Raw genomic sequence first — 24623 nt, 5'->3', positions numbered from 1 at the left:
GGCCCGGAACGCGCCACGGCCGACGGGGCGTGAAGCTGCCGCGAACGGCGGGCGCGTACGTGCCGCGAACGGGCACATCAGAGCGGCGTGCTCAGGCGCCGTGCGCGATCCGGCCCGGAACCCAGGCCGTGCGCTGGGCGAGGCGACCGAGATCAGAGTGGGTGTTCATCCGCTGATCGCCCCTTTCCCCGATGGCAGGTCGACTCTCCGGTGACAGGTCGACGGCCACCGCAAACTAATGGCTGCGGCCACCGCGGTCAAGAGGCCGACCTGCCGCCCGGCCCCACCGGGCTGCCGCCGGACGCGGCGGGCCCGCGGTGGCGCTCTCAGCGACCGGCGGGCCGGTCCGGGGTGACGAGGCGGCGTACGGCGTCAGTGACGCCCTGGCGGACGCCGCCCGGCGCCTGCGCGCGGACGTGCCCGGCGCCCGTCCGGAGACGGTGGAGGTCGACCTCGGCGACCTGGCCGCGATCCGTGCGGCCGCCGCACCCCTCGCCGCGGAAGAGACCCTCGACCTCCTCGTCAACAACGCCGGCGTGATGAGCGTCCCGGAACGCCGGCTCACCCGCGACGGACTGGAACTCACGGTCGGCACCAACCACCTCGGCCACTTCGCGCTGACAGCGCACCTCATGCCGGCCCTTGAGCGCTCCGCGGCTGCCCGTGTCGTCACGGTCGGCGCCGTCGCCGCCGTCTGGCGCTCCGGTGACCTCGCGGACCTGATGAGCGAGCACGGCTACCGCCCGATGAGCGCGTACGCCAAGTCCAAGCGCGCCAACGTCGTCTTCACCCGGGAACTCGCCCGCCGGCTCGCCCCTGGTGCGATGCGCGCCGTGGTCGTCCACCCGGGCTCGGCCGTCACCAACCTGCAGCGCCACACCTCCGCCCGCCGAACAGGGCGCCTGTTGGTGGCCCTCGCCTCACGCACGCTGATGGGCTCTCCCGGCGGCGCGGCCTGGCCGTCCCTGTATGCCGCGACCCACCCCGACGTCGTCAACGGGTCCTACCTCGGCCCGGCCGGACGCGACCAGACCGCCGGCACGCCCAAGCCGGCCCGGCTGCCCGCCGGGGCTGACGATCCCGAACTGGGAGCCCGGCTGTGGCGCGAGAGCGAACGGCTGACCGGTGTCACCTTTCCGGCCCCGCGGAACTGAGCGTGCGGCCGGGCCCGCCCCAGCAGGCCGGCGGCCATGCCTACTTGCGCACGCGGAAGCGCAGCATGGTGACCCCGCCCGACCGGATGCTGCTGAACGGTTCCAGGTCGATCCGGCCGAGGCCCGAAGGCGTGAAGCGGACGCCGTCGCCGAGCAGGACCGGCAGCACGTACACCAGGATCTCGTCGACGAGGCCGCGCCGCAGGCACTGCGCGGCCACGTCGGCGCCGAGGATCTCCAGGTTCCTGCCGCCGGCGGCGTGGCGTGCCGTGGCCACCGCTTCCTCGACGTCGCAGGTGAGGAAGGTGACGCCGGGGTCCGGTTCGGCGGGCGGGCGGTGGGTGAGGACGAACTGCGCCCCGCCGTCGTAGTCGGTCCTCTCCTCGGACATGCGCTTACCGACCTCGTAGGTGCCCCGGCCGACGAGCATGGCGCCCGTGGCCGCCATGACCTCCGGAAACGTCGCGGACGTGAGGTGCTCGAAGATCCAGTCCATCGTGTGGCCGGGGCCGGCGATGAACCCGTCGAGGGACATCGCCCTGTTGACGACCACTTTGCCGGTGCTCGCATCGGTCATGCGTCTTCTCCAGGCGGGGGGAGGGCCGGGGTCGCATCATAGGCCGGTGAGCAGCGCCTCATCCGCCCTTCCGGCCTGTACCGACCGCGCCCCGCTCTACGCCGACGCCGTCACGACGATGCCATGGGGCCGTCAGCGGACATGGGCCAGCACGGTGCGCAGGACGGTCTCGGCGTGTGTCCAGAGCAGGGCTCCCCCGGCGGCGGGAAGCAGGTGCCGGGTCGCCGTCGGGATGATCCGGGCAAGCGACTCACCGAGGTCCGGGGAGTGGACCGGGCTGGTGTCCCGCTGCCCGTACCAGAGGTCGACCGGGACGGTGATGCCCGCGGGGTCGAACGGCCAGCGGCCCATCGCCAGGACGGTGTCGCGGGCATAGCCTGCCGAGCCCCGGCTGAACGCCTCGTCCATCGCGCGCAGGAAGGCGTGCCGGAAGACCGGGTCGGTGTAGACCGCCCGGTCCGGCTCCGGGCTCGTCGTGATGATCAGATTCCACAGCGCCTCGGTGCTGCCGAAGCCGGCGAAGTCGGCCTCGGAGGCGTCGGGGTCGGCCGCGACCGCGTCCACCATGTCCCGCACCTGCGGGTCCAGCGCGTGAGCGAAACGGGGATGGGCGAGTTCGTCACTGCCGGACACCACGGCCACCGCGCTCACCGAGCGGTGCGCCGCCAGAGCGAGGGCGAACGGTGCCCCTTGGGAGAACCCCACCGCCAACGGCTCCCGCAGGGACCGCTCTCGGACGAGATGCCGGATGTCCGCGGCCCAACTGGCCAGGGTGCGGCCGGGGGAGGCATCGGAGGCACCGAGGCCGGGCCGGTCCACGCTCACGAGCCGGACACCTGCCTCATCGACGACATCACCGCCGAACGCGAGCCGCCTGCTGGTGGCCGCCCCCGGGCACAGCAGCACCGGGGTGCCGTCGACCGGCCCCCATTCCGCCCAGCCCAGGCGCCGGCCGTCCGGCAGCCGTATCTGTCCGAGCCGTCCTGGTTCCCGCACGCCGTAGTCCATGATCCGTATTGTCCCCCGTCGACATCGCGGAAGCCGGTCGCGTCGAGCGGTGCTGTCGGCAGTCGAGCGGCGCCGCCGTCAGGAGGACAGGGCCAAGGCCGACGAGGCGACGGCGAGGGCACAGAAGAAGCCGGGGAACGCGAGGTTGTGGAGCACGCGGGCGCGCAGATGGAAGGCGATCGCGCCCAGGTAGAACAGGACGAGACCGCAGGCCGCGGCGGCACCGAGGGGGCGCAACGCCGCGTCGGAGAGGCCGAGGAGGAGTCCTGCCGCACCGGCCAGCTTGAGCGCGGCCAGCCGCGGCAGCCAGGACCGGCCCACACCCACCTGCGCCGAGTTGGCCAGCACGAAGCGGGCCCCTGCCAGGTCCGCTGCGGCGATCGCGACGTTGACGACGGCGGTGAACGAGCTGACGACGACGAACGCGAGGTGGGTACCGGTCATGCCCCCAGGGTCCGTTGGGCACGCCGACGCCGTCCAATACCTCCTTCTATAACCTGATGGCATGGATGTGGACACGCGCCTGCTCCGGTACTTCGCCGCGGTGGCGGAGGAGGGCAGCCTGACCGGGGCGGCACGACGGCTGTTCGTCTCGCAGCCCGCGCTGACCAAGCGGATCAGGCGCCTGGAGGACGATCTCGGGGTGCCGCTCTTCGCGCGTTCGCGGTACGGAATGGCGCTGACCGAGGCCGGTCAGGAACTCGCCGCACGGGTGCCCGCGCTGCTGGACGGCTGGGACGAGGCGGTCCGGGCGACCGCCCGCGCGGCGCGGGTGCTGCGCCTGGGCTTCCTGGACGCGGGCGCGGTGGGCGCCGTCCACGAGGTCGTCGCGGAGTTCCGCCGAGCGCGGCCGGGATGGCGGGTGGAGCTGCGTCAGGCCGACTGGTCGGACCCGAGTGCCGGCCTGGCCCGGGGCGAGGTGGACGCGGCAGTGGTGCGTCTGCCGTTTCCCGGGGAGGAGGAGTGGGACGTACGGGAGTTGTTCGTCGAGGAGCGCGGGGTGCTGCTGCCGTCCCGGCATCCGCTGGCGGACAACGGGACGGTGGAGTTCCGGCAGCTGTGGGACGAGCCGTTCGTCGCGGCCGGGGCCGAGACCGGGGCCTGGAGGGAGTACTGGCTGGCGGTGAAGGAGCGGGAGGGCCACCCGGTCCGGGTCGGCGCCGTCGCCGGCCGGCCCGACGAATGGCTCGGAGCGGTGGCTGCCGGCTGCGTGGCGCTGGCCCCGGCGTCGGCGGCCCGCTTCTCCTCCCACCCGGACGTGACGTACCGCCCGGTCCGCGGCGTCTCGCCCAGCCGGGTAGGGCTGGCCCGGCCGAAGGGCCGGACACGCCAGGCGGCGCCGGATGAGCTGCTGGAGGCCATCGCGCGCCGCTTGAGCCGCGGCTGACGACGGGGCCGCCACCGCTCGAACGGCACGGACGCGCCCCGTGCGGACCGTCATCGACGGAGACGACTCGTACGTGCGAGCGATGTGATCACTCGATGGTGATTTCCTCCGCTTCTATGCCCGGATGTCGTGATGCTGGGAAGAGCGGCGCGCGACCGGCGCCGTACGGGATGTCTGGCGTGGGGGTGGCGTGATGCGAGGGACGGCAGGAGAACGCGGGGGCCTGGACGAACAGGCGGTCCTGGTGGTGGCAGGGCTGGCCGATCTGGCGGTCGGCCTGGTGGGGTCGGCCGTGGGGACGATGCGCGGCTTGCTGCGCCGCGCGGACGCCGCGGACCTGGCGGCGGAGGCCCAGGACGACCTGATGTCGCGCGGGCGTCTGGTGCTTGACAGGTACGCGGCTGCGCCGCCCGCCCATCTGGAGCTCCTCGCCCGGCAGGTCCTGACCCGGCGGGCCGCCGATGATGTCTGACCGGTGGGAACAGGACGCGTTCAAGAACCGCGTCGACGAGGTGTTGCGTCTCTTCATCGCCCAGGAGGCCGAGCGGTTCGCGGACATCGACCCGGACCTGGCACCGGTGGCCGGGCAACTGGAGGCCGCGGTCGCGGACGGCAAACGGCTGCGGGCGGCGTTCTGCTACTGGGGCTGGCGCGCGGTGGGGCAGCCGGACAGCGACGCGCTGGTGCGGGCGGCGGCCTCCATGGAGCTGGTGCATGCCGCGGCGGTCGTGCACGACGACCTCATCGACGACAGCGCGTTGCGGCACGGCCGGCCCACCACGCACATCGCGCTGCGCGACGCCGTACGCCACCGACCGCGCGCCGCCACGGCCGCCAGGTCCCTGGCGATACTGGTGGGGGATCTGCTGATGGGGCTGGCCGCGCAGCTGTTCACCACCAGCGGTCTCCCCGCCGCGTATCTGGCCAGGGCCCGCCCGCTGTGGGCGGTGCTCGCCCGGGAGCTGATCGCCGGCGAATGCCTGGAGATCCTGCGCACCGGGGCCGAGCCGGACACCACCGCGTCACTCAAAGTGATCCGGTACAAGACCGCCAAGTACACCGTCGAGCAGCCCCTGCTGATCGGCGGCGCCCTGGCCGGGGCCGGCCGGCGGTTGCGCGAGGGGTACTCCGCCTACGGGCTGCCGCTCGGTGAGGCGTTCCAGCTCCGGGACGACCTGCTCGGCCTGTTCGGCGATACGGCACTCACCGGGAAGGACAACGCCGATGACGTACGCGGCCACCGGCCCACGGCCCTCTTGGCGGAGACATGGCGCCTGGCCGGTGACGACGACCGGGAGCGGCTGCGCGCCCTGCTGGGCCGAGGCGACCTGGACGACAACGGTCTGCGCGCGGTGCGCGAGGTGATGCGCCGGCTGGAGACACCCCACCGCGTCGAGAACATGATCACCGCGCGGGTCGAGGAAGCCCTCGACACCCTGCACGGGCTGGACGTGCCCGCCCATGCCGCCGCTGCCCTGGCCGCTCTGGCGCACTCGGCGGCGGTCCGCCTGTCCTGAGCCCCGCGCACGGACGACGCACACTCGCGCCGCCACCGGCCAGTCCCTCCCGCCGTTCTCACGCCACCTCGCGTGGATGACAAGGAGCTTCGCCATGACCTACACCGAGGCGTCGATGGACGCCCTCCGGCAGACCGGCGACGAACTCGCCGACGCCACCGTCGCCACACTCTTCGAACGCGGAGAGGTCGGCAAGTTCAACACCCTGATGCGCTACGTCTCCACCGCCGGCGCTCCGCTGCCCGACGGGCTGCCCGACGTCGCGAGGGAGTACCTCCGGGCCACGAGCGTCCCGCCGGCCTGGGTCGACTGGGGCGAGATGGAGAAGGCCCGCCTCTTCTTCATCGACAACAACGTGCACATCTCCACCGCCCTCTCCTTCGCCGCCATGCCCGCCTGCTACGTCGTCCCGCACGTGGCCGCACTCCTGTCGGCCACGCATGGGCTGAAGTACCCCTCGAAACGGATGGCCGAGACCGGCCAGTTCACCGTCTACCTCATGCGGCCCGACGCCTTCGAGGCCGGCGGCCGCTTCGTCCCCGCCGCGCAGAAGGTCCGCCTCCTGCACGCCTCCATCCGCCACCACCTCGAACGCGAGAACCGGTGGGACACCGGCGAGCTCGGCACGCCGATCTGCCAGGAGGACATGATCGGCGGGCAGATGTTCTTCTCCCTGCTCGTCCTGGACAGCCTGCACCGCCTCGGCGTCCACATGACGGCGGAAGGCGCGGAAGCCTACTACTACGCCTGGCGCGTGGTCGGTGCCATGCTCGGCGTCGACCAGGACGCCGTTCCCAAGACGCTCGACGAGGCACGCGCCTTCCTCGACCTGTACATGCTCCGGCACATGGGGCCCTCCGAGGAGGGGAAGCACCTGACCCGGCAGCTCATCGACCTCTACGAGGAAGTCGTACCCGGCACCTTCTTCGACCCGATCGTCTCCGCCCTCATCCGCCACCTGATCGGCGACACCTGCGCCGACTGGCTCCAGGTGCCCGGCACCCCGTGGGACACCGTCGTCAAGGCCGTCCCGCACCTCCTCGGCGTCCTGGAGACCATCGAGGACCGCTCACCCCTCGGCGCCTGGGCCCTGGACCACCTGGGCCGGCTCACCACCATCCTCGAACTCTCCTCCCTCACACGCGGACGCGTCATGCACTACGCCATCCCCGAACACCTCAAGAAGGACTACGGCGTCACCCACTCGGTGCCCCCCAACCGCCGGTGGACCCCGCCCGCCGGCGGGTCGGTACGACCGTGCTGAGGCCGACCGGCCTACTCGGCGCGGGACGGCTTCTCCGCGGTCGCCTTGGGCGCCTTGGGTGCCTCCGGAGCCTTCGGGGCGTCCGGGGTCCTGGGGGGACCGCTGAAGTCGTCCTTGTTCGGCCTGTTCGCCAGATCCGCGTCCTTCTGGAGGTCGCCGTGGTCCTTCACCGTCGCGCTCGCGTCCCGCATGCCGTCGGAGGCCGCCCGGGTGACCGAGCCGGGGTCCTGGGCGTACTGGGCCTGCGAGCCGGCGGACGCCTGGGTGGTCCGGATGAAGGAGCCGAGGAAGCCCAGGACGGCCCGCGCCTCGGGCGAGGTCTCCCGCACGGTCTTCGCGCGGGAGGAGGCGCCGTGGATCGCGTCGTTGAACAGGCTGGTGCTCGTGTCGTCGTACGTGCCGTCGTCGGAGTCCTCGAAGTCGACGTCCTCACCCGGCCGGGGCTTCGTGCCGTCGGTGGTCACGGAGAAGATCCCCGCGCCCTTGCCGGCGGCGTTGAAGATGTTGTCGAACACCATGGTCGTCACCTCTGGTCGTCGTCGTGGCGGCGGTGCCGCGCGGTCAGGGCTGCTTGTGGAGCGTCTGCTGGTTGATGACCAGGCTCTCGACGTCGAGCAGGGTGTGGTGGACGTCCAGGGCGGAGACCACCTCGGCCAGACCCTTCATGCGGAAGCCGCCGGGCGTGAGGTCGATGTCGTTGATGTCGCGGGCGACCATGTGGCTGAGGCCGGGGTAGGTGCCGGGCTGCGGGGGAGACAGGGTCCTCACCGGCACGGCGTACTGCACCGCGATCAGCCCGGAGAAGGTCACCGGGATCTCGTAGGTGTACTGCTTGCGGGTGCGCCGCTGGGTGACGAGGGTCCGCACGCGGGAGTTCGCCGGAACCTTGCCGCTGATCTGCGACTTGGAGGCCCAGCTGGTGTTCAGGGAGCCGCCGACGGTGGCGGCGATGCCCAGGGCCAGCTGGGCGTTGAGCGACGCGTTGCCGGTGGCGCTGCCCGAGGTCGTGAACCCCACCGAGTTGGTCATCGTGTTCGACGAGGAGTTCGTCGCGGAGCTGCTCCCGGACGTCTCGGTGGTGTTGGCGTTGTCGACGCCGATGCTGTCCTTGCTGTTCTTGTTGGTCACCGTGTTCGCGTTCTTGTTCGCCGTCCCGTTCTGGCAGGACGCCGCGAGCTGTGACTGCAGGTCCAGGCGGAGCTGGTTCTGCAGCTGCAGTTGGAGCGAGGCGCCGACGCTGCCGCCGAAGGTGAGTTTGGCGTCCCCGTGCAGCGACCAGGTGATCCCGTTGGAGACGGTGAAGTCGACCGAGTCGGTGAAGGTCATCTCGGCACCGCTGCGGTTGACGTAGGTGCGGGAGGAGAACGTGTCGGGCGGGGGCTGCGCGATGTCGCCCCGCACCTCGATCAGCGGCTCCCCGAGAGTCATGTAGGAGAGCCAGCCCCGCTCGAACGCGGACCCCGAGAAGGTGCCGAAGCTCGACTTGTTCACGGAGAAGCCGACGGGCCTGTGCTTCACACCCGAGGGGTCGACATACACCAGGTTGGGGTGGTTCAGAATGGCCTGCCAGATCTGCTCGATGTTGAGTTCCCGCAGGTTCTTCTTCGTCAGTGGCTGACGCCTGGCCTCTACCAGGCTGTATGCGGTGGAAGGCATTCACCCGTCCTCGACTGATTCGGCCGGACTGTGCTCGGAAATATCCGCTCGGCAATATTCAAGGAGCGAACTGCGCACGTTCCGCCGGACGAAATTACCGCGTCTGATTGCACCCTGAAAGGGGTATTCACAGGCCACACTCAATCGAGTGATCGATTTCCGGAAACCACTTCCGAAACGCCGATGCAGTGACCATTCTGCACCGGCATTCACTCGATCGATAACTATCTGCGCGCCTCGCTCGTGGGTACCGTGGCCCCAGGCGCTGTTCGGCCGTTCGGCCAGTTCCCGTCCGCTTCCTCTCGAAGCCGGAACCCACAGCGATGCGGCTCCCCTCTGCCGCCTCAAGCGTCCGAAGTTCTCGTGTTCCGCATTCACGACAGGTGAGGATTCCGCGATGTACACCCAAGAGCGCACGGCGATGTCCAATTTGGTGGTCGGCGGCCCGGTGGCCGTGAACAGCTACGACAACGCGATCGTCGCGGCGCTGGTCGAGAACCGGCCGGTGATGCTCGTCCACGCCTTCAACGGCGGGTATCTGCGCCCCGCGGAGCTGGGTGAGGAGAGCCACGAGAAGGGCGTCCGACTGGCCACCGCCCTCGACGAGACCGTCAAGGAGGCCAAGGGCCACCTCTGGCACATCACCCCCGCCGGTTTCTTCGGGCAGCGGCCGCTGTACTTCGTCGAGAGCGCCGCCGGCCAGGCACCGGACCAGCCCGCGGGCGGGGGCGGAACCGACACCGGACGCGGCGACGACGGCACACCCGCGCCGCGGCGCAGGCGCATGACCGTCCATCAGGACGCGCCCCAGAGCACGGCCGACACCGTCCAGGTCGGCCTGCCCGGCAAGGTGGGCGACAAATGGCGGGGGAAGAACGGCGCACCGGAGGACACCCAGCTCTGGGTCGTCACGGTCACTCCATGGGGCGGCATCACCTTCGTGCCGATCACCCACCCCGACACCATCCTCGGCTTCAAGGACCACGCGGTGACCGCCGACAGCGAGGTCCGGCTCACCCACAACTGGGGCGGGGACTTCACCGGGACGGTCATCAACACCTTCTACCCGCGCCTGCCCAGCGAGTGGAACGTCCCGTACCACCACGTCTTCACGTGATCCGCGGCCACCGCCGCACGCCACCCGTCCCGAGCCACCGCCCGCACCGTTTGGAAGAGGCACCACGATGCCCGTGCCCACCGAAGAACTGAAACTGGAGATCGTCAACGCCGCCACCGGGAAGGCACTCGACGGCAGGGCCGCGCCGGGGCAGGGCGGAGCGCTCGTCGTCCGTGAACTCCGCGAGGACGGTCCGGCCCCGGAGCAGTGGCAGATCGTCCCCGCGCAGTCCGCGCAGTCCGCGCAGTCCGCGCAGTCCGGGCGGGACGAGCAGGTCTACGTGATCCGGAACGTGACCGGCGGGAAGGCCCTTGAGCAGCCCGCCGCCGCGGACGGCGGCGTCCGCCAGGGGGACGTGGCCGACGGCAAGAAGACCCAGCAGTGGCGTTTCGTCCCCGTCGAGGGTGAAGCCGGCCTCTACTTCATCGAGAGCGCGGCCGACGACACCGTCCTCGACCTGGAAAGCGACCTGGAAAGCGACCTCGGAGGCGACCTCGATGCCGCGCTCGACGAGTCCGCCGAGCGCGGCATCCCGGTCGTCGTGCGCGCGTACGACGAGGACGCGGAGAGCCAGCGATGGCGTCTCGTCCCCGCCGGGCCCGAGCGCGTCAGCGACCCCGTACTGCGCTGGGCACGGCTCGGCCACTGGAACGGCCGGCAGTCCTGGCGGCTGGCTCCCTCTCCGGCGCTGCGGCCCGCACCCGGCGCGACCCCCGCGTTCAGCGACCTGCTGCTGGTCCTCGACCGGTTCGGCACCGACCAGGACGCCGGCGGGTGGAAGAGCGAAGGGGCCGCGCCCCGCCCCGGCGCGCAGCCGGGCCGGTGGGCCGGACTCGGCGCGCGGTTCCTCGCCGGAACCGCCGGAGAGGCGCCGGCGGACATCGTCGCGCTCAAGCCGGGCAAGGGCGCCGTGACGGCGGCCGCACGAGGTGACGGCACGTTCGCGGACGAGGAGCGCGTCCTGCACCCGCCCGGCCCCTCCGCGAGCCCCGCGGACCTGTACGCCGTGGCCGACGTCACGGGCGGAGGCAGGCCCGGCCTCGTGGTGCTGGCCGCCGATGGTGTCCGGCTGTCCCTCCAGGGCGAGGACGGGACCTTCGCGTCCGCGGGCGGCGAACCGGCCCTCAAGGCGTTCGGCCACGGTGATCAGGCCGGCGGGTGGCTGGCGGACAAGCACCCTCGCTTCCTCGCCGACACCACCGGTGACGGCCGGCTCGACCTCGTCGGCTGCCATGACGACGGCGTGTGGATCTCCCTCCAGGACGAGGAGGGGACGTTCGCGCCGCTGCCCGACGAGCCCGCTCTCCGGGCGTTCGGCGGTGGCGATCAGGCCGGTGGGTGGCTGGCGGACAAGCATCCCCGCTTCCTCGCCGACACCACCGGTGACGGCCGGCTCGACCTCGTCGGCTGCCATGACGACGGCGTCTGGATCTCCCTCCAGGACGAGGACGGAGAGTTCGCCGAACCCCTGTACGTCCTCGACGACTTCGGGACCGGCCAGGGATGGACCTCGACGGAGGAGCACCCCCGGTTCCTGCTGAGGACCACCGGCGACGGGGCGACGGACCTCGTCGGCCTCGGCCCCCACGGCGTCGTCGTCGCACGCGGCCTCGGCGACGGCACCTTCGGGCCCTCGAAACTCGTCCTGAACGACTTCGGGACCGCCCAGGGATGGACGGCCCGGAAGCACCCGCGCCTCCTCGCCGACGTCACCGGTGACGGCACCCCCGACATCGTCGGCTTCGGCGACAAAGGGGTGTGGGTCTCCCACAACCGCGGCGACGGCACGTTCGAGCGGGCCCAACTGGTCTGCCGCGGCTTCGGGTACGACGACGCCGCCGGCGCCTGGCGGGTCGGCCACCACCCGCGCTTCCTCGCGGACGTCACGGGCGACGGACGCGTCGACATCGTCGGCTTCGGAGGACCGGGCGTGTACGTGGCCCGCAACCTCTACCGCCGCTTCCGGACCCGGTAGGCCCCGGGGTGAAACAGCGGCAGCGGCATCCGCACTCGATCGACCACCCGTCACAGTTCACCTTGAGGAGGGTTCATGCGTAGGTCCACGACGGCATGCACGGTGCTCGCGCTGGGAGCGAGCCTGCTGCTCGGAGGGGCGGTGCCCGGAGCCACCGCCGCGGCCGTCCCTGGCACGGTCACGGCGCTCCGTGCGCCGACGCCTCCGTCGTCCGTCCCTGATCTCGCCGCGCCGGGACCGGCCAGGACGGTCGAGTTCCCGCCGGACGGCCGGGTCCGTTCAAGCCCGGGGCATGTGACGATCCAGGCTCCGCAGTACACGCGCATCGTCCGGGTGGACCCCTGGTGCAGCGGCATGAGCTGCCCCGTGTCCATCGCCCCCGACGGCTCGTCCGCCAGCTTCTCGTTGCAGGGCAGCAGGTGGGTGTGGAGCCGGGCCTGGAAGGTCGACGTCGTCGCCGCGGACGACGCACCCATGGCAGGCGGCCGGTACACCGGCAGCCTCACCTTCGAAGGTGTGGCGGTGGACTGGACCGTCAACATCACCCAGGGCACTCCTGGCGCCTTCGGCGGGTACGTCAGCAGCGTCCCCGGGGGAGGAGGCGCCCGGGTTCGCTTCGTCGACCCCGATCTGCACGCCGCCGCCGCGGGGTTCAGGGACAAGGACATCATCACGTCCGTCGACGGTCAGCCGGTCACGTCGGCTGCGTCGCTCGGCGCCGCCCTCGCAAGCAAGCGGGCCGGAACAGTGGTGCCCGTCGCCATCACGCGCAACGGCAACCAGATTACCCTGCAGTACACGGTCGACGAGTGAGCGCCACGACGTCCACGCGCGGGCGCGCTCGCCGCCTGCCGCTCCTGCGGTCTTCGGACCCGACCGGCAAGGCCTCCGCCCCGGCCGGCCGGCACACGATGAGGGGATGACCATGAGCAAGGCCCGGACAGCAGCAACGGAGGGTGAGGACCTCGCCCCCGAGATCACCACGGTCGCCGGTACCGGAGACGCCGGGGCCGCGGGAGACGGCGGGCCCGCTGCCGCGGCCCGGCTCCACCGCCCCTACGGCCTCGCGATGGACGGCACCGGCACCCTCTACATCTCCGACTACGACAAGCACCAAGTGCGGAAGGTCACCACGGACGGCAGAATCCACAGGGTGGCGGGGACCGGCACCGCCGGGTTCGAGGGCGATCGGGGACCTGCGCTCTCGGCCCGGCTGAACGGCCCGCGTGAGGTGGCGGTCGACCGTGCGGGCAACCTCTACATCGCCGATTCCGAGAACCACCGCATCCGCAGGGTCACCGCCGACGGACGGATCGACACCGTCGCGGGCACGGGCACCGCCGGGTTCAGCGGTGACGACGGCCCCGCCGTCGCCGCCGAGTTGAACTGTCCGTACGGGGTCGCGGTGGACAGCACCGGCAACCTCTTCATCGCCGATACCGACAACCAACGGGTCAGGCAGGTCACACCGGACGGGCGGATCGTCACCCTCGCCGGGACCGGGACCCCGGGATTCTCCGGCGACGGCGGGCCCGCCGCCGCGGCTCGGCTGAACAGCCCGTACGGCGTCGCGGTGGACGGCGTGGGCGACCTGTACATCACCGATGCCGAGAACCACCGGGTCCGCAGGGTCGCCGAGGACGGCACGATCAGCACGGTGGCGGGCACGGGTGCCGACGGCTTCAGCGGTGACGGTGGCCCCGCCGCCTCCGCCCGACTCGACTTCCCCCTGGGCGTCGTGGCCGGCACCAGCGGCATCCTCTACATCTCCGACCACAACAACCACCGGGTCCGCAGGGTCGCCGAGGACGGCACGATCAGCACGATCGCGGGCACGGGTGCCGACGGCTTCAGCGGCGACGGCGGGCCCGCCGCCTCCGCCCGGCTGAACTACCCGTTCGGGCTCGCGGTCGACTGCGTCGGCGCCCTCTACATCGCCGACTACGTCAACGACCGGGTCCGGAAGGTCGCGGCGGCCGCCATGGCGGGACTGCCCGCATCAGGCACGGTGGTCTCCTGGGCGAGCGTCCGCAGCCGGCTGCGGATCGGGGTCACGCGCGAGTCGCTCAAGGACGGGGCCAGGATTCAGCAGTCGCTCGCCGCTCCCCGCCGGTCGCAGCGGTGGCGGCTGGTCGTGGCCGGGGAGAGCGAAAGCGGCGACGTGGTGTACACGATGGAGAACGTGCGCAGCGGGAAGGTCCTTGAGGTCGACGAAGCCCGGGGGACGGCCGGGGCTGTGGTGGCGCAGCGTGCCTGCGAAGGCGACGGGGCACACCATCAGCAGTGGCGACTGATCCCGGTGGGCACCGCGGCCGACGACTCCCGGGTCTACGAGATCGCGAACCGCGCCAGCGGTCTGCTTCTGGGCGTCGAGACCAACGCGCCCGCGGTGATCACGCAACGCTGGGCGGAAGGCGACCATCGGGGCAGGCAGTGGCGGCTGCTGCCGGTGTGACGCGCGAGCAGGGGGCGGAGCGGCCCCGCCGGACCTGCCCCCTCGCGTCAGCCCGGCATCAGCACCCGCGGGCAGCATGGGGCGGCATCATGCCCGCCCGTCTCCGTACCTGCTCGGTCGAGCCGCAAGGCGCAGCGGGCGTGCGGAGGCGGGCGGGCCCGGACCCGCCGTGAGGGAGAGTGCGATGCCGAGGTTGCCCAGACCATGTCCGCCCGCGGTCACCCCGGTCCTCGCCCTTGTCCTGGTGCTGGTCTCGGCGCTGCTGACGGTCGGCGGCCCGACGGCCGGTGCCGCGACCGCCGCCTCGGGCCAGCAGATCAACATCGCCGCCACCCACACCGGCATGTGTCTGGAGGTCGCTACGCACGACGTCGGTGAGCCGGTGAGACAGCGCCGCTGTGCCGGGCGCGAGGGGGCACGGTGGTACTTGAAGGTGTCCTCGGCCGGCGGCGGGGCGGTGCACATCGTCAGTGTCCTCAGCGGCAAGTGCATGGCGGTGCGGGACTCCAGTGCCGACGACGGAGCCGCCGTCGTGCAGACCGAGTGCGACAACCGGCCCGGTACGAGCTTCCAGTTCGGCGACGGCGGCGATGCCGCGTTGATCCAGCCGATGACGGCGAACCCGCGCAAGTGCCTTGAGGTCACCTCGTCCGCCACCGCGGACGGCGCCCCGCTCCGGCAGTGGACGTGCGACGGCCAGGCCGGCGCGCAGTTCACCCAGGGGACTTTCCGGGGCCTCCAGGAGGGCTGGATCAAGCTCCGTCCGGGCAGTGCGCCGGGGCTGTGCCTGACCGAGGGGCGGGCGGGGTTCCTGAACGTGCCGGTCGCCGTGCAGCGTCCGTGTGCGCAGGCCACGTCACCCCGTACCTACCTGCTGCCGCAGGGCGATGGACTGTTCAAGATCCAGTGGCACAGCACCCAGGCGGGTGTCCGCTGCCTCATGGTGTTCCCCGTCAGCACGGTCCCCGACCTGCTGGAGACCACGGCCGACTGCGCGACGGCCAACTCCTTCTACATCGCGGCGGTCGACACCCCCGTGGCCAACACCTACCGGGTTCATACGCTGCACACACCCGACCAGAAGTACTGCGTCGGCATCACCGGTGGCTCGACGAACGAGGGCGCCACGGCCAGGCAGGAGCCCTGCGCCGAGCGGACCGACCAGGTGTTCTTCATCGACTCCGTCTGACGCGGGGACCCGGCCGTCGTGCCCCGAACGGCCGACGGCCGGGGCCGGGCGGCCCTTCACGCCCGGCCGCCGCGGCGACAATGCTGTCGGAAGAGGGCCGGCCGAGGCGGCGGTCCCCGCGACAACAGTATGGAGGCAGCCCCCATGGTCCGCGGTATCGCAGTAGGGGTCGACGGATCCGACGAAGCGCTGGCGGCAGTCGACTGGGCGGCGCGTGAGGCGAGCCTGCGCGGCCTGCCGCTGCGTATCGTCCACGCCTGGCTCTGGCAGCCGCTGGACGTGCCGATCGTGCAGGACAAGGACGCCCAGGCCGCGTCAGCCGAAGCCGTGCTGCGCGACGCGGCGACGCGGGTGGCCGAGGAGTACCCGGACCTCGCCCTCTCCACCGAGGTGGTGGAGGACACGCCGGTGACCGCGCTGGTGAGCGAGGCGGAGCGGCACGCCATGCTGGTGCTCGGTTCCCGTGGGCACGGAGCCCTGCTCGGCTTCCTGCTCGGTTCGTACGGCCAGCAGGTGATCGCCGCCGCGACGCGGCCGGTGGTCTCCGTGCGCGCCCGTGAGGGGGCGGCGCCGCCGGAGTCCGGCGAGGTGGTGGTGGGCCAGCAGGGCACGGCGGAGGAGAGCGACGCGGTGCTCCGGTTCGCCTTCGAGGCCGCGGCGGCACGAGGCGCGACGCTGCGCGCGGTACGGGCGTGGAGCCTGCCGCCGCTGTACGCCTACAGCCCCGGCTCACTGGCCCTGGTGGACGAGGCGGGTGGCCTTGAGTCGTTCGAGAAGCAGGCCCTCGCCCATGTGCTCGCTCCTTGGCGGAGCCGGTTCCCCGATGTGCCGGTGATCGAGCACGTCGAGATCGGGAGCGGGGGACAGGTGCTGCTGTCGGCCGCTTCACGAGCAGGGCTGCTCGTGGTCGGCCGCCGGGTGCGGCGCGCACCTGTCGGCGCCCGCATCGGGTCGGTCGCCCACGCCGCGCTGCACCACGCCGCCTGCCCCGTCGCGGTCGTGCCGCACGCCTGAGCCCTCGTCCTGGTGGGCGTCCGCAGGGCCGGACGCCCACCAGGCCCGCGGGCCGTCGCTGCTCGCCCCCGGTGCCACCGCCGACCCACGTGACGCTTGCGAGGTATTGACGCCGCTGCCTCACTCCCTATCATTCAGATTGCTCGAATCTCCGAACCTCGTTCGAAATCCCGAACAGTTAAGGCAGAGGAGTCCCATGCGCAGTGGATGTGGCAATCGCAGACGTCCGACCGTCTTGCACACCGCCGGGATCGCGGTCCTGGCTCTGCTGGCGGCGCTGCTCAGTGCCGTCCCGGCCCAGGCGGCCACGAGTGGCGCCGTGCGCGGTGTCGGGTCGGGCCGGTGCCTCGACGTGCCGGGCGCGAGCCAGACCAATGGCACGTACCTCCAGATATACGACTGCTGGGACGGCGCCAACCAGCGGTGGACATGGACGGACGCCAAGCAGTTGACCGTGTATGGCGACAAGTGCCTGGATGTTCCGGGCCACGCCACCACGGCCGGTACGCGCGTGCAGATCTGGACCTGTTCCGGTGGCGCGAACCAGCGGTGGCGGGTCAACGCGGACGGCACGGTCGTCGGTGAGGAGTCCGGGCTCTGTCTGGGCGTCACGGGCTCCGGTACGGCCAACAGCACGGCGGTGGAGATCCAGACCTGCAACGGCGGGAGCAGCCAGAGGTGGACCGGCCTCTCCGCGGGAGGTACGTGTTCTCTTCCGTCGACGTACCGGTGGAAGTCGACGGGGGCCTTGGCGCAACCGGCGAACGGATGGGTCTCGCTGAAGGACTTCACCAGTGTGATGCACAACGGAAAGCGCCTGGTCTACGCGTCCAACTCGTCGGGGTCGTCGTACGGTTCGATGATGTTCAGCCCCTTCTCCGACTGGTCGGACATGGGGTCGGCGGCCCAGCACGGGATGAGTCAGGCGGCGGTGGCGCCCACGCTGTTCTACTTCGCCCCCAAGAACATCTGGGTGCTGGCGTACCAGTGGGGTTCGTCGCCCTTCGTCTACCGCACGTCGAGCAATCCCGCCGACCCCAACGGCTGGTCCTCCCCGCAGCCGCTGTTCACCGGCAGCATCTCCGGCTCGAACACCGGGCCCATCGACCAGACCCTGATCGGTGACGGCCAGAACATGTACCTGTTCTTCGCCGGTGACAACGGCAAGATCTACCGGGCGAGCATGCCGATCGGGAACTTCCCGGGCAACTTCGGCTCGTCGTACACGACGATCATGAGCGACTCGACGAACAACCTGTTCGAGGCGGTCCAGGTCTACAAGGTCCAGGGACAGAACCAGTACCTCATGATCGTCGAGGCGATGGGCTCCCAGGGGCGCTACTTCCGCTCGTTCACGGCCTCCAGCCTGAGTGGTTCATGGACCCCGCAGGCCGCCGGTGAGAGCAACCCCTTCGCGGGCAAGGCCAACAGCGGTGCCACCTGGACCAACGACATCAGCCACGGTGACCTGGTGCGGGACAACCCCGACCAGACCATGACCGTCGACCCCTGCAACCTCCGGTTCCTCTATCAGGGCAAGTCCCCGACCGCCGACGGACCCTACGACCGGCTGCCGTACAGGCCGGGTCTCCTCACCCTGCAGCGCTGAACCGCCGGCCCGCCGCGGTCACCTCCCGGGCGGCGGCGGCGCCGTGCTCTTGCGCACGACCAGGCTCGTGGCCAGCTCCAGCCGCGTGGACACCGGTTCCCGGGCCCGCAGCCGCATGAGCATCTGGGTGGCCTCCTCCGCCATCCGGCGCAGCGGCTGGTGGACCGTGGTCAGCGCCGGGCTGGCCCAGCGGGCGATCGGCACGTCGTCATAGCCGACCACCGACAGGTCATGGGGGACGCGCAGGCCGTGCACCCGGGCGGCCTCCAGTACGCCGAGTGCCTGGAGGTCGCTGCCGGCGAAGACCGCGGTGGGCGGCCGGGGCAGGGAGAGCAGCTCGGCGGCCCGGTCGTAACCGCCCTCGACGTGGAAGTCACCGAACAGGACGAGCCCGGGGTCCACCTCCAGCCCCGCCATGGCCATTGCCGAGCGGTAGCCGTCGAGCCGGGCGCGGGAGCAGAGCAGGTCCTCGGGCCCGGTGATGATCCCGATGCGCCGGTGTCCGCACTCGATGAGGTGGCGGGTGGCGGCCAGACCGCCGTTCCAGTTGGCGGAGCCGACCGAGGGGACGTCGGGGTTGGGATCACCCGCCGGATCGATGATGACGAACGGGATCGAACGCGCTTGGAGTTGCTGCTTCACCGCGCCGGGAAGGGCGGAGAAGACCAGGACGACACCGAGCGGCCGGCGTTGCAGCATCGCCTCCAGCCAGTCGGGGCCGGGCGAGTGACGGGTTCCGCTCTCGGTGAGGACGACCCCGGCGCCGTGCGCCTTGGCCACGTTCTCCACGCCCCGTATCAGCTCCATCGCCCAGATGCTCTCCAGCTCGTGGAACACGATCTCGATGAGCGGGGCCTCGTGGGCCGACCGTGTGGTGCGCCGGTACGCGTGGGCCTCCAGCAGGCGCTCCACCTTGACCCTCGTGGGAGGCGCCACGTCCTGCCGCCCGTTGAGCACCTTCGAGACCGTCGAGATGGAGACGCCGGCCCGCTGGGCCACCTGGGCCAGGGTGACGCGGCCCGTCTCCTCGTCATCGCGCATGGCGAGGAGCATAGAACACCGGTGTGCGCCGGCCGGAGGACTCCCGCGGGCGGGAGACCCCGCCCGCGAAGGCCCTCGTGCCCCTCCGGCCGGACGCTCCGGTCAGGACGCGGTGCAGGCGCTGATGGCGGGCGGTGCCGTGTCGCCGTTCGTCATGACGGTGAAGCCGAAGCTCGTGCTGCCACCGGCCGCCAGGCTGCCGTTGCCGCTCGGCGTCATGGTCATCACCTTCCCGGTGCTGTCCCAGCTGGGTGTGCCGTTCCAGGTGGCCGAGATCCGCTGCGCCGACGCGACGGTCACCCGTACGTTCCAGCCGCTGATGGCGGAATTCCCCGCGGTCACGGTCACCTTGCCGTTGTAGCGGTCACCCCACGTCTCCTGCTTCGCGTACGAGACGGTGCAGGTGCGGGTGCCGTCCCCTCCGTCGCCGCCGCCCGTGCCGCCCAGGGCGGCCAGCGTCGAGGCGTAGGCCGGCTTCTTGTTGTAGTTGCCGTCGAAGAGGAGCGGGGTACCGCTCGCGCGCCAGGAGTACTTGTCGGTGACGCCCCAGACGGTGATGCCCGTGCAACGCGTCACGGCGAGGCACGCCTGCACCACGTTGGCGTAGCTCGCGGCCTGCGCGGCCCCGGACCCCTCGATGTCCAGCTCCGTGATCTGCACGTCGACGCCGAGATCGGCGAAGCGCTGGAGATTCTGCCGGAAGTCGGCGGGGACGGGGGACTGGCTGTTGAAGTGGCTCTGGAAGCCCACGCAGTCGATGGGCACGCCGCGCTGCTTGAAGTCCTTCACCATGGCGTACACGGCGTTGGACTTCGCGTTCACCCCGTCGGTGTTGTAGTCGTTGTAACAGAGCTTGGCGGCCGGGTCGGCGGCCCGCGCGGTGCGGAACGCCTCCTCGATGAAGCCGTTGCCGAGCTTGTCCTGGAAGGGCGAACTGCGGCGAGCTCCGCTGCTGCCGTCCTGGAACGCCTCGTTGACGACGTCCCAGGAGTGGATCTTGCCCTGGTAGTGCCGCATGACCTGGGTGATGTGGTTGTTCATCGCCGTACGGAGATCGCCCGCGCCCAGCGACCCCACCCAGCCGGGCAACTGGGAGTGCCAGACCAGGGTGTGTCCCCGCACCTTCATGCCGCGGCTCTGGGCGTGGCTGACGATACGGTCGGCCGCCCCGTAGGTGAACGATCCCCGGGACGCCTCCAGCGCGTCCCACTTCATCTCGTTCTCGGGGGTCACCGAGTTGAACTCGGTGTTCAGCGTGGCGGCGTAGGGCGCCTCGCCGAGGTGGTTCGCGGCGACCGCCGTGCCGAAGTAGCGGCCCTTGGCGCTCGCCGACTCGCCGAGGGTGCTCGCCGCGTGGGCGGTGCCGGACAGGGCGGCGACACCGGTGGCCGTGAGCAGCCCTGTGACGGTGAGGGCCAGGGCCCTGCGGGTGGCGGTGCGCGATGATCGGGTTGATCTGATCATGATCATGTCAACCTTTCGTCGGGGGGAAGGCATCCCCGGAGGGTGAACGCGGGCCTGGCCGCACCGGTTTGCCCCGAAAGCTTTCAGGAGGCGACGGGCCGCCCTTGTCCCGCGTTCGCCCGGACGGGGTTTGCCGAGAGCGATCCTGGAGGATGTGCGCTCCCGAAACAATGGCGCGACACGACCGAAACTTTTTCGACCGGAAGGAGCGGCCGAGGGGCCCGCACGCCAAGTGGCGTCCGTGCGCCGTCCCGTCGAACCACCGGAGCGGAACGAGCGTCGTATGAATATGGACATAAACACCGTAAGAGCCGCTGCTCCCACGCCAAGTCCGGTAGCTCCCGCCGCTGACGTCCTTGATCGCATCCGCGCCGGCCTGGTGGGGGAGGGCGACCTCGTACCAGGCCCCTTCGGCCTCCGCAGGAACACGTACGCGGACTGGACCGCTTCCGGCCGCCCGCTGGACTTCATCGAGGACTATCTGCGAGAGGCCGTTCTCCCGCGGTACGCGAACACGCACACGCAGAGTTCGGGAAACGGCCGTTCGACGAACCGGCTCAGAGAAGAGGCCCGCGCCATCATCGCGGCCGGTGTCGGCGCGGGCCCCGACCACCACGTCATCTTCTGCGGCTCCGGCGTCACCGGCGCCGTCGACAGACTGGTCGGCGTCCTCGGGCTCCGGAACCCCGCCCACGCGGGCGCCGGCACGCTCGCCGAGGCGGAACGGCCCGTCGTCTTCGTCGGCCCCTATGAACACCATTCCAACGACCTCGCGTGGCGCGAGTCCCAGGCGGACGTCGTCGTCGTACGGGAGGACGCTTCCGGCGGCATCGACCTGCGGGACCTGCGGGACCGGCTGCGGGAGTACGCCCACCGGCCGCTGCGCATAGGAAGCATGTCCGCCGCCTCGAACGTCACCGGCATACTGACCGACACCGACGCCGTCTCCTCACTCCTGCACAGCCACGGCGCCCTGTCCCTGTGGGACTACGCGACCGCAGGCCCCTACCTGCCCATACGCGTCGGTGAGTCGGAGCCGGGACGCCGGGACCACAAGGACGCCGTCTTCCTGTCCCCGCACAAGTTCGTGGGCGGCCCCCAGACCCCCGGCGTACTCGTCGTCCACCGCGACCTGATGCGCAACGCCGTGCCCGTGGTCCCGGGAGGGGGCACGGTCACCTACGTCGGACCGGACGGGCACCGGTACGCACCCGACCCGGTCACGCGCGAGGAGGGCGGCACCCCCGCGATCGTCGAGTCCATCCGGGCGGGCCTCGTCTTCGCGCTCAAGGACTCCGTCGGCCCCGACCTGATCCGGGCACGTGAGGAGCGGGCATGGCGACGCGTGCGCGCCCGCTGGCTGCGCCATCCCCGGATCGACGTGCTGGGCAACACCGACGCGCCCAGGTTGCCGGTCGTCTCGTTCCTCATCCGCCACCGCGACGGCCACCTGCACCACAACTTCGTCGCAGCGCTCCTGAACGACCTGTTCGGCATCCAGGCGCGGGGCGGCTGCTCCTGCGCGGGTCCCTATGGTCATCACCTCCTGGCGATCGACACCAGGCGGTCCCACGCCTTCCGCGACATCGTCACGGACGGCGGCCTCGACGGCATGAAGCCGGGCTGGACCCGCGTCAGCTTCCCCTACTTCATGTCGGACGCGGTCCGCGACCATGTCATCGAGGCGGTGGAGATCATCGCCGATGCGGGCCACCGGCTTCTCGCCGACTACGGCTTCGACGCCCGTACCGGTGCCTGGCGTCATCGCGCCGCCCCGCCGGAACCGGACGCCGGCAGTCTGCGCGGCGCCATCGACGTCGTGGCACCGCGGCCCCCGCGCCCTCGGGCGGGGGAGGACGTGCTGGCGGCCCACAGGCAGGAAGGCCGCCGCATCCTCCGTAGGCACCCGTCCGGTCCGGGCGGCGCGGGCACCGCCCTGCCTCCCGAGGCCGAGGCCCTGCGCTGGTTCCCGCTGCCGCGTGACGCGGCCGACGCGGGCATCGTGTGAACCGGCCCCCGGCGCACCACGAGGGCACACCAGTGAACGGGAACCACGCACCGACCCGCTGAGGCACCGGTCGGCCGCACCGGGCGCGAACGGACGAGTCGGCGCACGGGCGCTCGTGCGCCATGGCGGGGTGCGACGGCGCACACCCGGGCCGGGACGGCGCACGATTGGCAGCCCGCGGCCCGGTGTGTGCCGTCAATGCCTCCGCACACCTGAAGGGTCACGTCACTATTCGGCCACGCGGACGGCCTTCCCGGAGCGGCGCCGGTCCCTGCCCTACGTTGACTGCCGTACGCGTCGGGTGGTCGACGGTCGCAGACCAACCGGCCGACGAGTCCGAGCAGACCTGAAAGGCGCCATGACGACACAACCGATCGAGGTCAAGGCGGACGACGCGCGGTACGACGCACTGCGGCGCGGGTTCAACCAGCGCTGGATCGCCGCACCCGACTACATCGTGGTCGCCACGTCCGCCGACGACGTGGTCGCCGCCGTCGACAAGTTCCTGGCCGGCCCGGCGCATGCCTCACGACGGCTCACCGTCCGCTCCGGAGGCCACTGCTACGAGAACTTCGTCTCCTCCGCCGACGTCGCCGTCACCATCGACGTCAGCCAGCTGAACCGTGCCTACTTCGATCCCTCGATGAACGCCTACTGCGTCGAGGCGGGCGCGACGAACTGGCACAGCACCACCCAGCTGTACCGCACGGCCGGCCGGGCCCTGCCGGGCGGCTCCTGCTACTCCGTGGGCAGCGGCGGCCACATCTCCGGCGGCGGATACGGCCTGCTGTCGAGGCTGTTCGGCCTGACGGTCGACTACCTGTACGCCGTCGAGGTGGTCACCGTCGCCGACGGCGGGAAGGCGACGGTCACCCTGGCCCGCAAGGACTCCCAGGACGCCGCGCTGCGGGATCTGTGGTGGGCCCACACCGGTGGCGGCGGCGGCAACTTCGGCGTGATCACCCGCTACTGGTTCCGCGACCTGCCGCGCCCGCCCGCCCAGGTCCTGCTGCGCTCGGTCGCCTGGGAGTGGAAGGACCTGCTCAAGCGGCCCGATCTGTTCAAGTCCCTGGTGCGCCGCTACGGCCAGTTCTTCGAGCACGAGCAGGCCGGCACGGGCCCGGACTTCGTCCGCCGCGGCTACCGCGACATGTTCACCCTGCTCAAGCTCACGCACATGTCCAACGGCAAGGTCGGTCTGATCGTCCAGATGGACGGCACGAAGAAGGACTCCCCCGACCGCCTGAAGGCCTTCCTGGACCACCTCACCGAAGGGTTCGCCGCCGGTCCGGGGCCGCACGTGGCCCAGACCGTCCTGGACCGGCAGATGGGCGAGCACCCCGCGCAGCGGGAGCTGTTCATCCCCACCCTGCTGCCGTGGCTGACCGCCACCCAGAGCCTGAACGACTCCGGCCCCAACCGCTGCGGCAAGTACAAGTCGGCGTACCACACCAAGGCGTTCACCGAGCAGCAGATCGACGCCATGTACCACCACCTCACCGACGCGGACTACAGCAACCCCGACGCGCTGCTGCAGATCGACTCCTACGGCGGCAAGGTCAACGACACCGAGGCGGGCGCGACGGCCGTGCCGCAGCGCTCCTCGGTCATGAAGCTGCAGTACCAGACGTACTGGACGTGGAACGCCGACGCCGACCACAACGGCGTCTACGACTACCGGGACGCGGAGAAGGACGCCCGCATCGCCGAGCCCCACCTGAAGTGGATCCGCGCGATCTACGCGGGCGTCTACCAGGAGACCAAGGGAGTGCCGGCCGTCGCCGATCCGGCCTGGCCCGCCTCCCGGTCCGCGGGCACCGACGGCTGCTACGTCAACTACCCCGACGTCGACCTCGACGACACGGGACTCAACACCTCCGAGCAGCGGTCCCGCCGGCTGTACTACAAGGCCAACTACGCCCGGCTGCAGCAGGTCAAGCAGCGCTGGGACCCCCACAACGTCTTCCGCCACGCCCAGTCCGTCGAATTGCCCGGCCCGTCCAAGGACGCCGCCTCCGGATGACTGGGTCCTTCGCGCCGGCGCCGATTGGCCGAATTCTTGTGACGGGAGAGCGGCGGGGGGCCGCCCGGGTGCGGTGAGGGGGAGCGGTGGCGCGGAGCCGACCGGGGCGCGGCCGTGATGGCCCGGTTCCGCCTGCGGCGGATTCGGCCACCGGCTCCGCGGCGC

The 24623-nt window shown here is 71.3% G+C and carries 21 protein-coding genes; 14 read left to right on the top strand and 7 right to left on the bottom strand.

Annotated features, from left to right (window positions below):
* Positions 1–317 precede the first annotated feature (317 nt).
* Complete coding sequence (locus AB0I16_RS19740; protein ID WP_363250716.1) at positions 318–1154, top strand: SDR family NAD(P)-dependent oxidoreductase; 837 nt, start codon at positions 318–320, stop codon at positions 1152–1154.
* Between the two features lie 40 nt (positions 1155–1194).
* On the opposite strand, the gene AB0I16_RS19735 is transcribed toward AB0I16_RS19740, so the two are convergent.
* The 3 genes from AB0I16_RS19735 to AB0I16_RS19725 form a co-directional block, all read right to left on the bottom strand.
* Positions 1195–1731, bottom strand: a complete 537-nt coding sequence (locus tag AB0I16_RS19735) for a dihydrofolate reductase family protein (RefSeq protein ID WP_363250715.1) — start codon at positions 1729–1731, stop codon at positions 1195–1197.
* Positions 1732–1863: 132 nt separating this feature from the next.
* Positions 1864–2739 (bottom strand): alpha/beta hydrolase, encoded by an 876-nt coding sequence (locus AB0I16_RS19730; RefSeq protein WP_363250714.1) that lies wholly within the window; start codon positions 2737–2739, stop codon positions 1864–1866.
* Between the two features lie 78 nt (positions 2740–2817).
* A complete protein-coding gene (locus tag AB0I16_RS19725) occupies positions 2818–3183 on the bottom strand; it encodes a DoxX family protein (RefSeq protein WP_363250713.1) in 366 nt (121 codons plus the stop codon).
* Positions 3184–3244: 61 nt separating this feature from the next.
* On the opposite strand from AB0I16_RS19725, the gene AB0I16_RS19720 reads away from it, so the two are divergent.
* The 4 genes from AB0I16_RS19720 to AB0I16_RS19705 all read left to right on the top strand — a co-directional run bounded on the left by AB0I16_RS19720 (position 3245) and on the right by AB0I16_RS19705 (position 6907).
* The gene (locus tag AB0I16_RS19720; RefSeq protein ID WP_363250712.1) at positions 3245–4126 is read left to right on the top strand and encodes a LysR family transcriptional regulator; all 882 of its coding nucleotides are present in this window, start codon (positions 3245–3247) and stop codon (positions 4124–4126) included.
* 193 nt (positions 4127–4319) lie between these two features.
* A complete protein-coding gene (locus tag AB0I16_RS19715) occupies positions 4320–4598 on the top strand; it encodes a polyprenyl synthetase (RefSeq protein WP_363250711.1) in 279 nt (92 codons plus the stop codon).
* A complete protein-coding gene (locus AB0I16_RS19710) occupies positions 4588–5643 on the top strand; it encodes a polyprenyl synthetase family protein (RefSeq protein WP_363250710.1) in 1056 nt (351 codons plus the stop codon). The genes AB0I16_RS19715 and AB0I16_RS19710 overlap by 11 nt, the downstream gene beginning before the upstream one ends.
* A 94-nt stretch (positions 5644–5737) precedes the next feature.
* Positions 5738–6907: an oxygenase MpaB family protein gene (locus tag AB0I16_RS19705; protein ID WP_363250709.1), complete on the top strand. Its 1170-nt coding sequence runs from the start codon at positions 5738–5740 to the stop codon at positions 6905–6907.
* A gap of 11 nt (positions 6908–6918) precedes the next feature.
* Here AB0I16_RS19705 and AB0I16_RS19700 read toward each other — a convergent pair whose 3' ends face one another.
* Both AB0I16_RS19700 and AB0I16_RS19695 read right to left on the bottom strand, forming a co-directional pair.
* A complete protein-coding gene (locus AB0I16_RS19700) occupies positions 6919–7425 on the bottom strand; it encodes a hypothetical protein (protein ID WP_363250708.1) in 507 nt (168 codons plus the stop codon).
* 43 nt (positions 7426–7468) lie between these two features.
* The gene (locus tag AB0I16_RS19695) at positions 7469–8563 is read right to left on the bottom strand and encodes a hypothetical protein (RefSeq protein ID WP_363250707.1); all 1095 of its coding nucleotides are present in this window, start codon (positions 8561–8563) and stop codon (positions 7469–7471) included.
* Between the two features lie 397 nt (positions 8564–8960).
* Here AB0I16_RS19695 and AB0I16_RS19690 point away from each other — a divergent pair, with 397 nt between their 5' ends.
* From AB0I16_RS19690 to AB0I16_RS19660, 7 genes are all read left to right on the top strand, one after another.
* Entirely contained in the window at positions 8961–9680 is a 720-nt protein-coding gene (locus tag AB0I16_RS19690; protein WP_363250706.1) for a hypothetical protein, read from the top strand.
* Between the two features lie 67 nt (positions 9681–9747).
* Complete coding sequence (locus AB0I16_RS19685; protein WP_363250705.1) at positions 9748–11655, top strand: FG-GAP-like repeat-containing protein; 1908 nt, start codon at positions 9748–9750, stop codon at positions 11653–11655.
* 75 nt (positions 11656–11730) lie between these two features.
* Positions 11731–12468 carry a PDZ domain-containing protein gene (locus tag AB0I16_RS19680; RefSeq protein ID WP_363250704.1) on the top strand — a complete coding sequence of 246 codons (738 nt, stop codon included), beginning with the start codon at positions 11731–11733 and terminating at the stop codon, positions 12466–12468.
* Positions 12469–12574: 106 nt separating this feature from the next.
* On the top strand, positions 12575–14110 hold the full coding sequence (locus tag AB0I16_RS19675) for an RICIN domain-containing protein (RefSeq protein ID WP_363250703.1): 1536 nt from the start codon (positions 12575–12577) through the stop codon (positions 14108–14110).
* 184 nt (positions 14111–14294) lie between these two features.
* Complete coding sequence (locus tag AB0I16_RS19670; RefSeq protein WP_363250702.1) at positions 14295–15299, top strand: RICIN domain-containing protein; 1005 nt, start codon at positions 14295–14297, stop codon at positions 15297–15299.
* A gap of 144 nt (positions 15300–15443) precedes the next feature.
* A complete protein-coding gene (locus AB0I16_RS19665) occupies positions 15444–16313 on the top strand; it encodes a universal stress protein (RefSeq protein WP_363250701.1) in 870 nt (289 codons plus the stop codon).
* Positions 16314–16509: 196 nt separating this feature from the next.
* Positions 16510–17922 carry a non-reducing end alpha-L-arabinofuranosidase family hydrolase gene (locus AB0I16_RS19660; protein ID WP_363250700.1) on the top strand — a complete coding sequence of 471 codons (1413 nt, stop codon included), beginning with the start codon at positions 16510–16512 and terminating at the stop codon, positions 17920–17922.
* A gap of 18 nt (positions 17923–17940) precedes the next feature.
* Here the strand turns inward: AB0I16_RS19660 and AB0I16_RS19655 are convergent, their stop codons facing one another.
* Positions 17941–18975 (bottom strand): LacI family DNA-binding transcriptional regulator, encoded by a 1035-nt coding sequence (locus AB0I16_RS19655; protein WP_363250699.1) that lies wholly within the window; start codon positions 18973–18975, stop codon positions 17941–17943.
* Between the two features lie 90 nt (positions 18976–19065).
* On the bottom strand, positions 19066–20427 hold the full coding sequence (locus tag AB0I16_RS19650; protein ID WP_363250698.1) for an endo-1,4-beta-xylanase: 1362 nt from the start codon (positions 20425–20427) through the stop codon (positions 19066–19068).
* A 379-nt stretch (positions 20428–20806) separates the two neighbouring features.
* On the opposite strand from AB0I16_RS19650, the gene AB0I16_RS19645 reads away from it, so the two are divergent.
* Both AB0I16_RS19645 and AB0I16_RS19640 read left to right on the top strand, forming a co-directional pair.
* Complete coding sequence (locus AB0I16_RS19645; protein WP_363250697.1) at positions 20807–22435, top strand: aminotransferase class V-fold PLP-dependent enzyme; 1629 nt, start codon at positions 20807–20809, stop codon at positions 22433–22435.
* 358 nt (positions 22436–22793) lie between these two features.
* The gene (locus tag AB0I16_RS19640) at positions 22794–24458 is read left to right on the top strand and encodes a BBE domain-containing protein (RefSeq protein ID WP_363250696.1); all 1665 of its coding nucleotides are present in this window, start codon (positions 22794–22796) and stop codon (positions 24456–24458) included.
* Positions 24459–24623: the final 165 nt, after the last annotated feature.

Source organism: Streptomyces sp. NPDC050703, from assembly GCF_040654435.1.
GTDB lineage: Bacteria > Actinomycetota > Actinomycetes > Streptomycetales > Streptomycetaceae > Streptomyces.
This window is presented reverse-complemented; position numbering and strand designations above follow the sequence as displayed.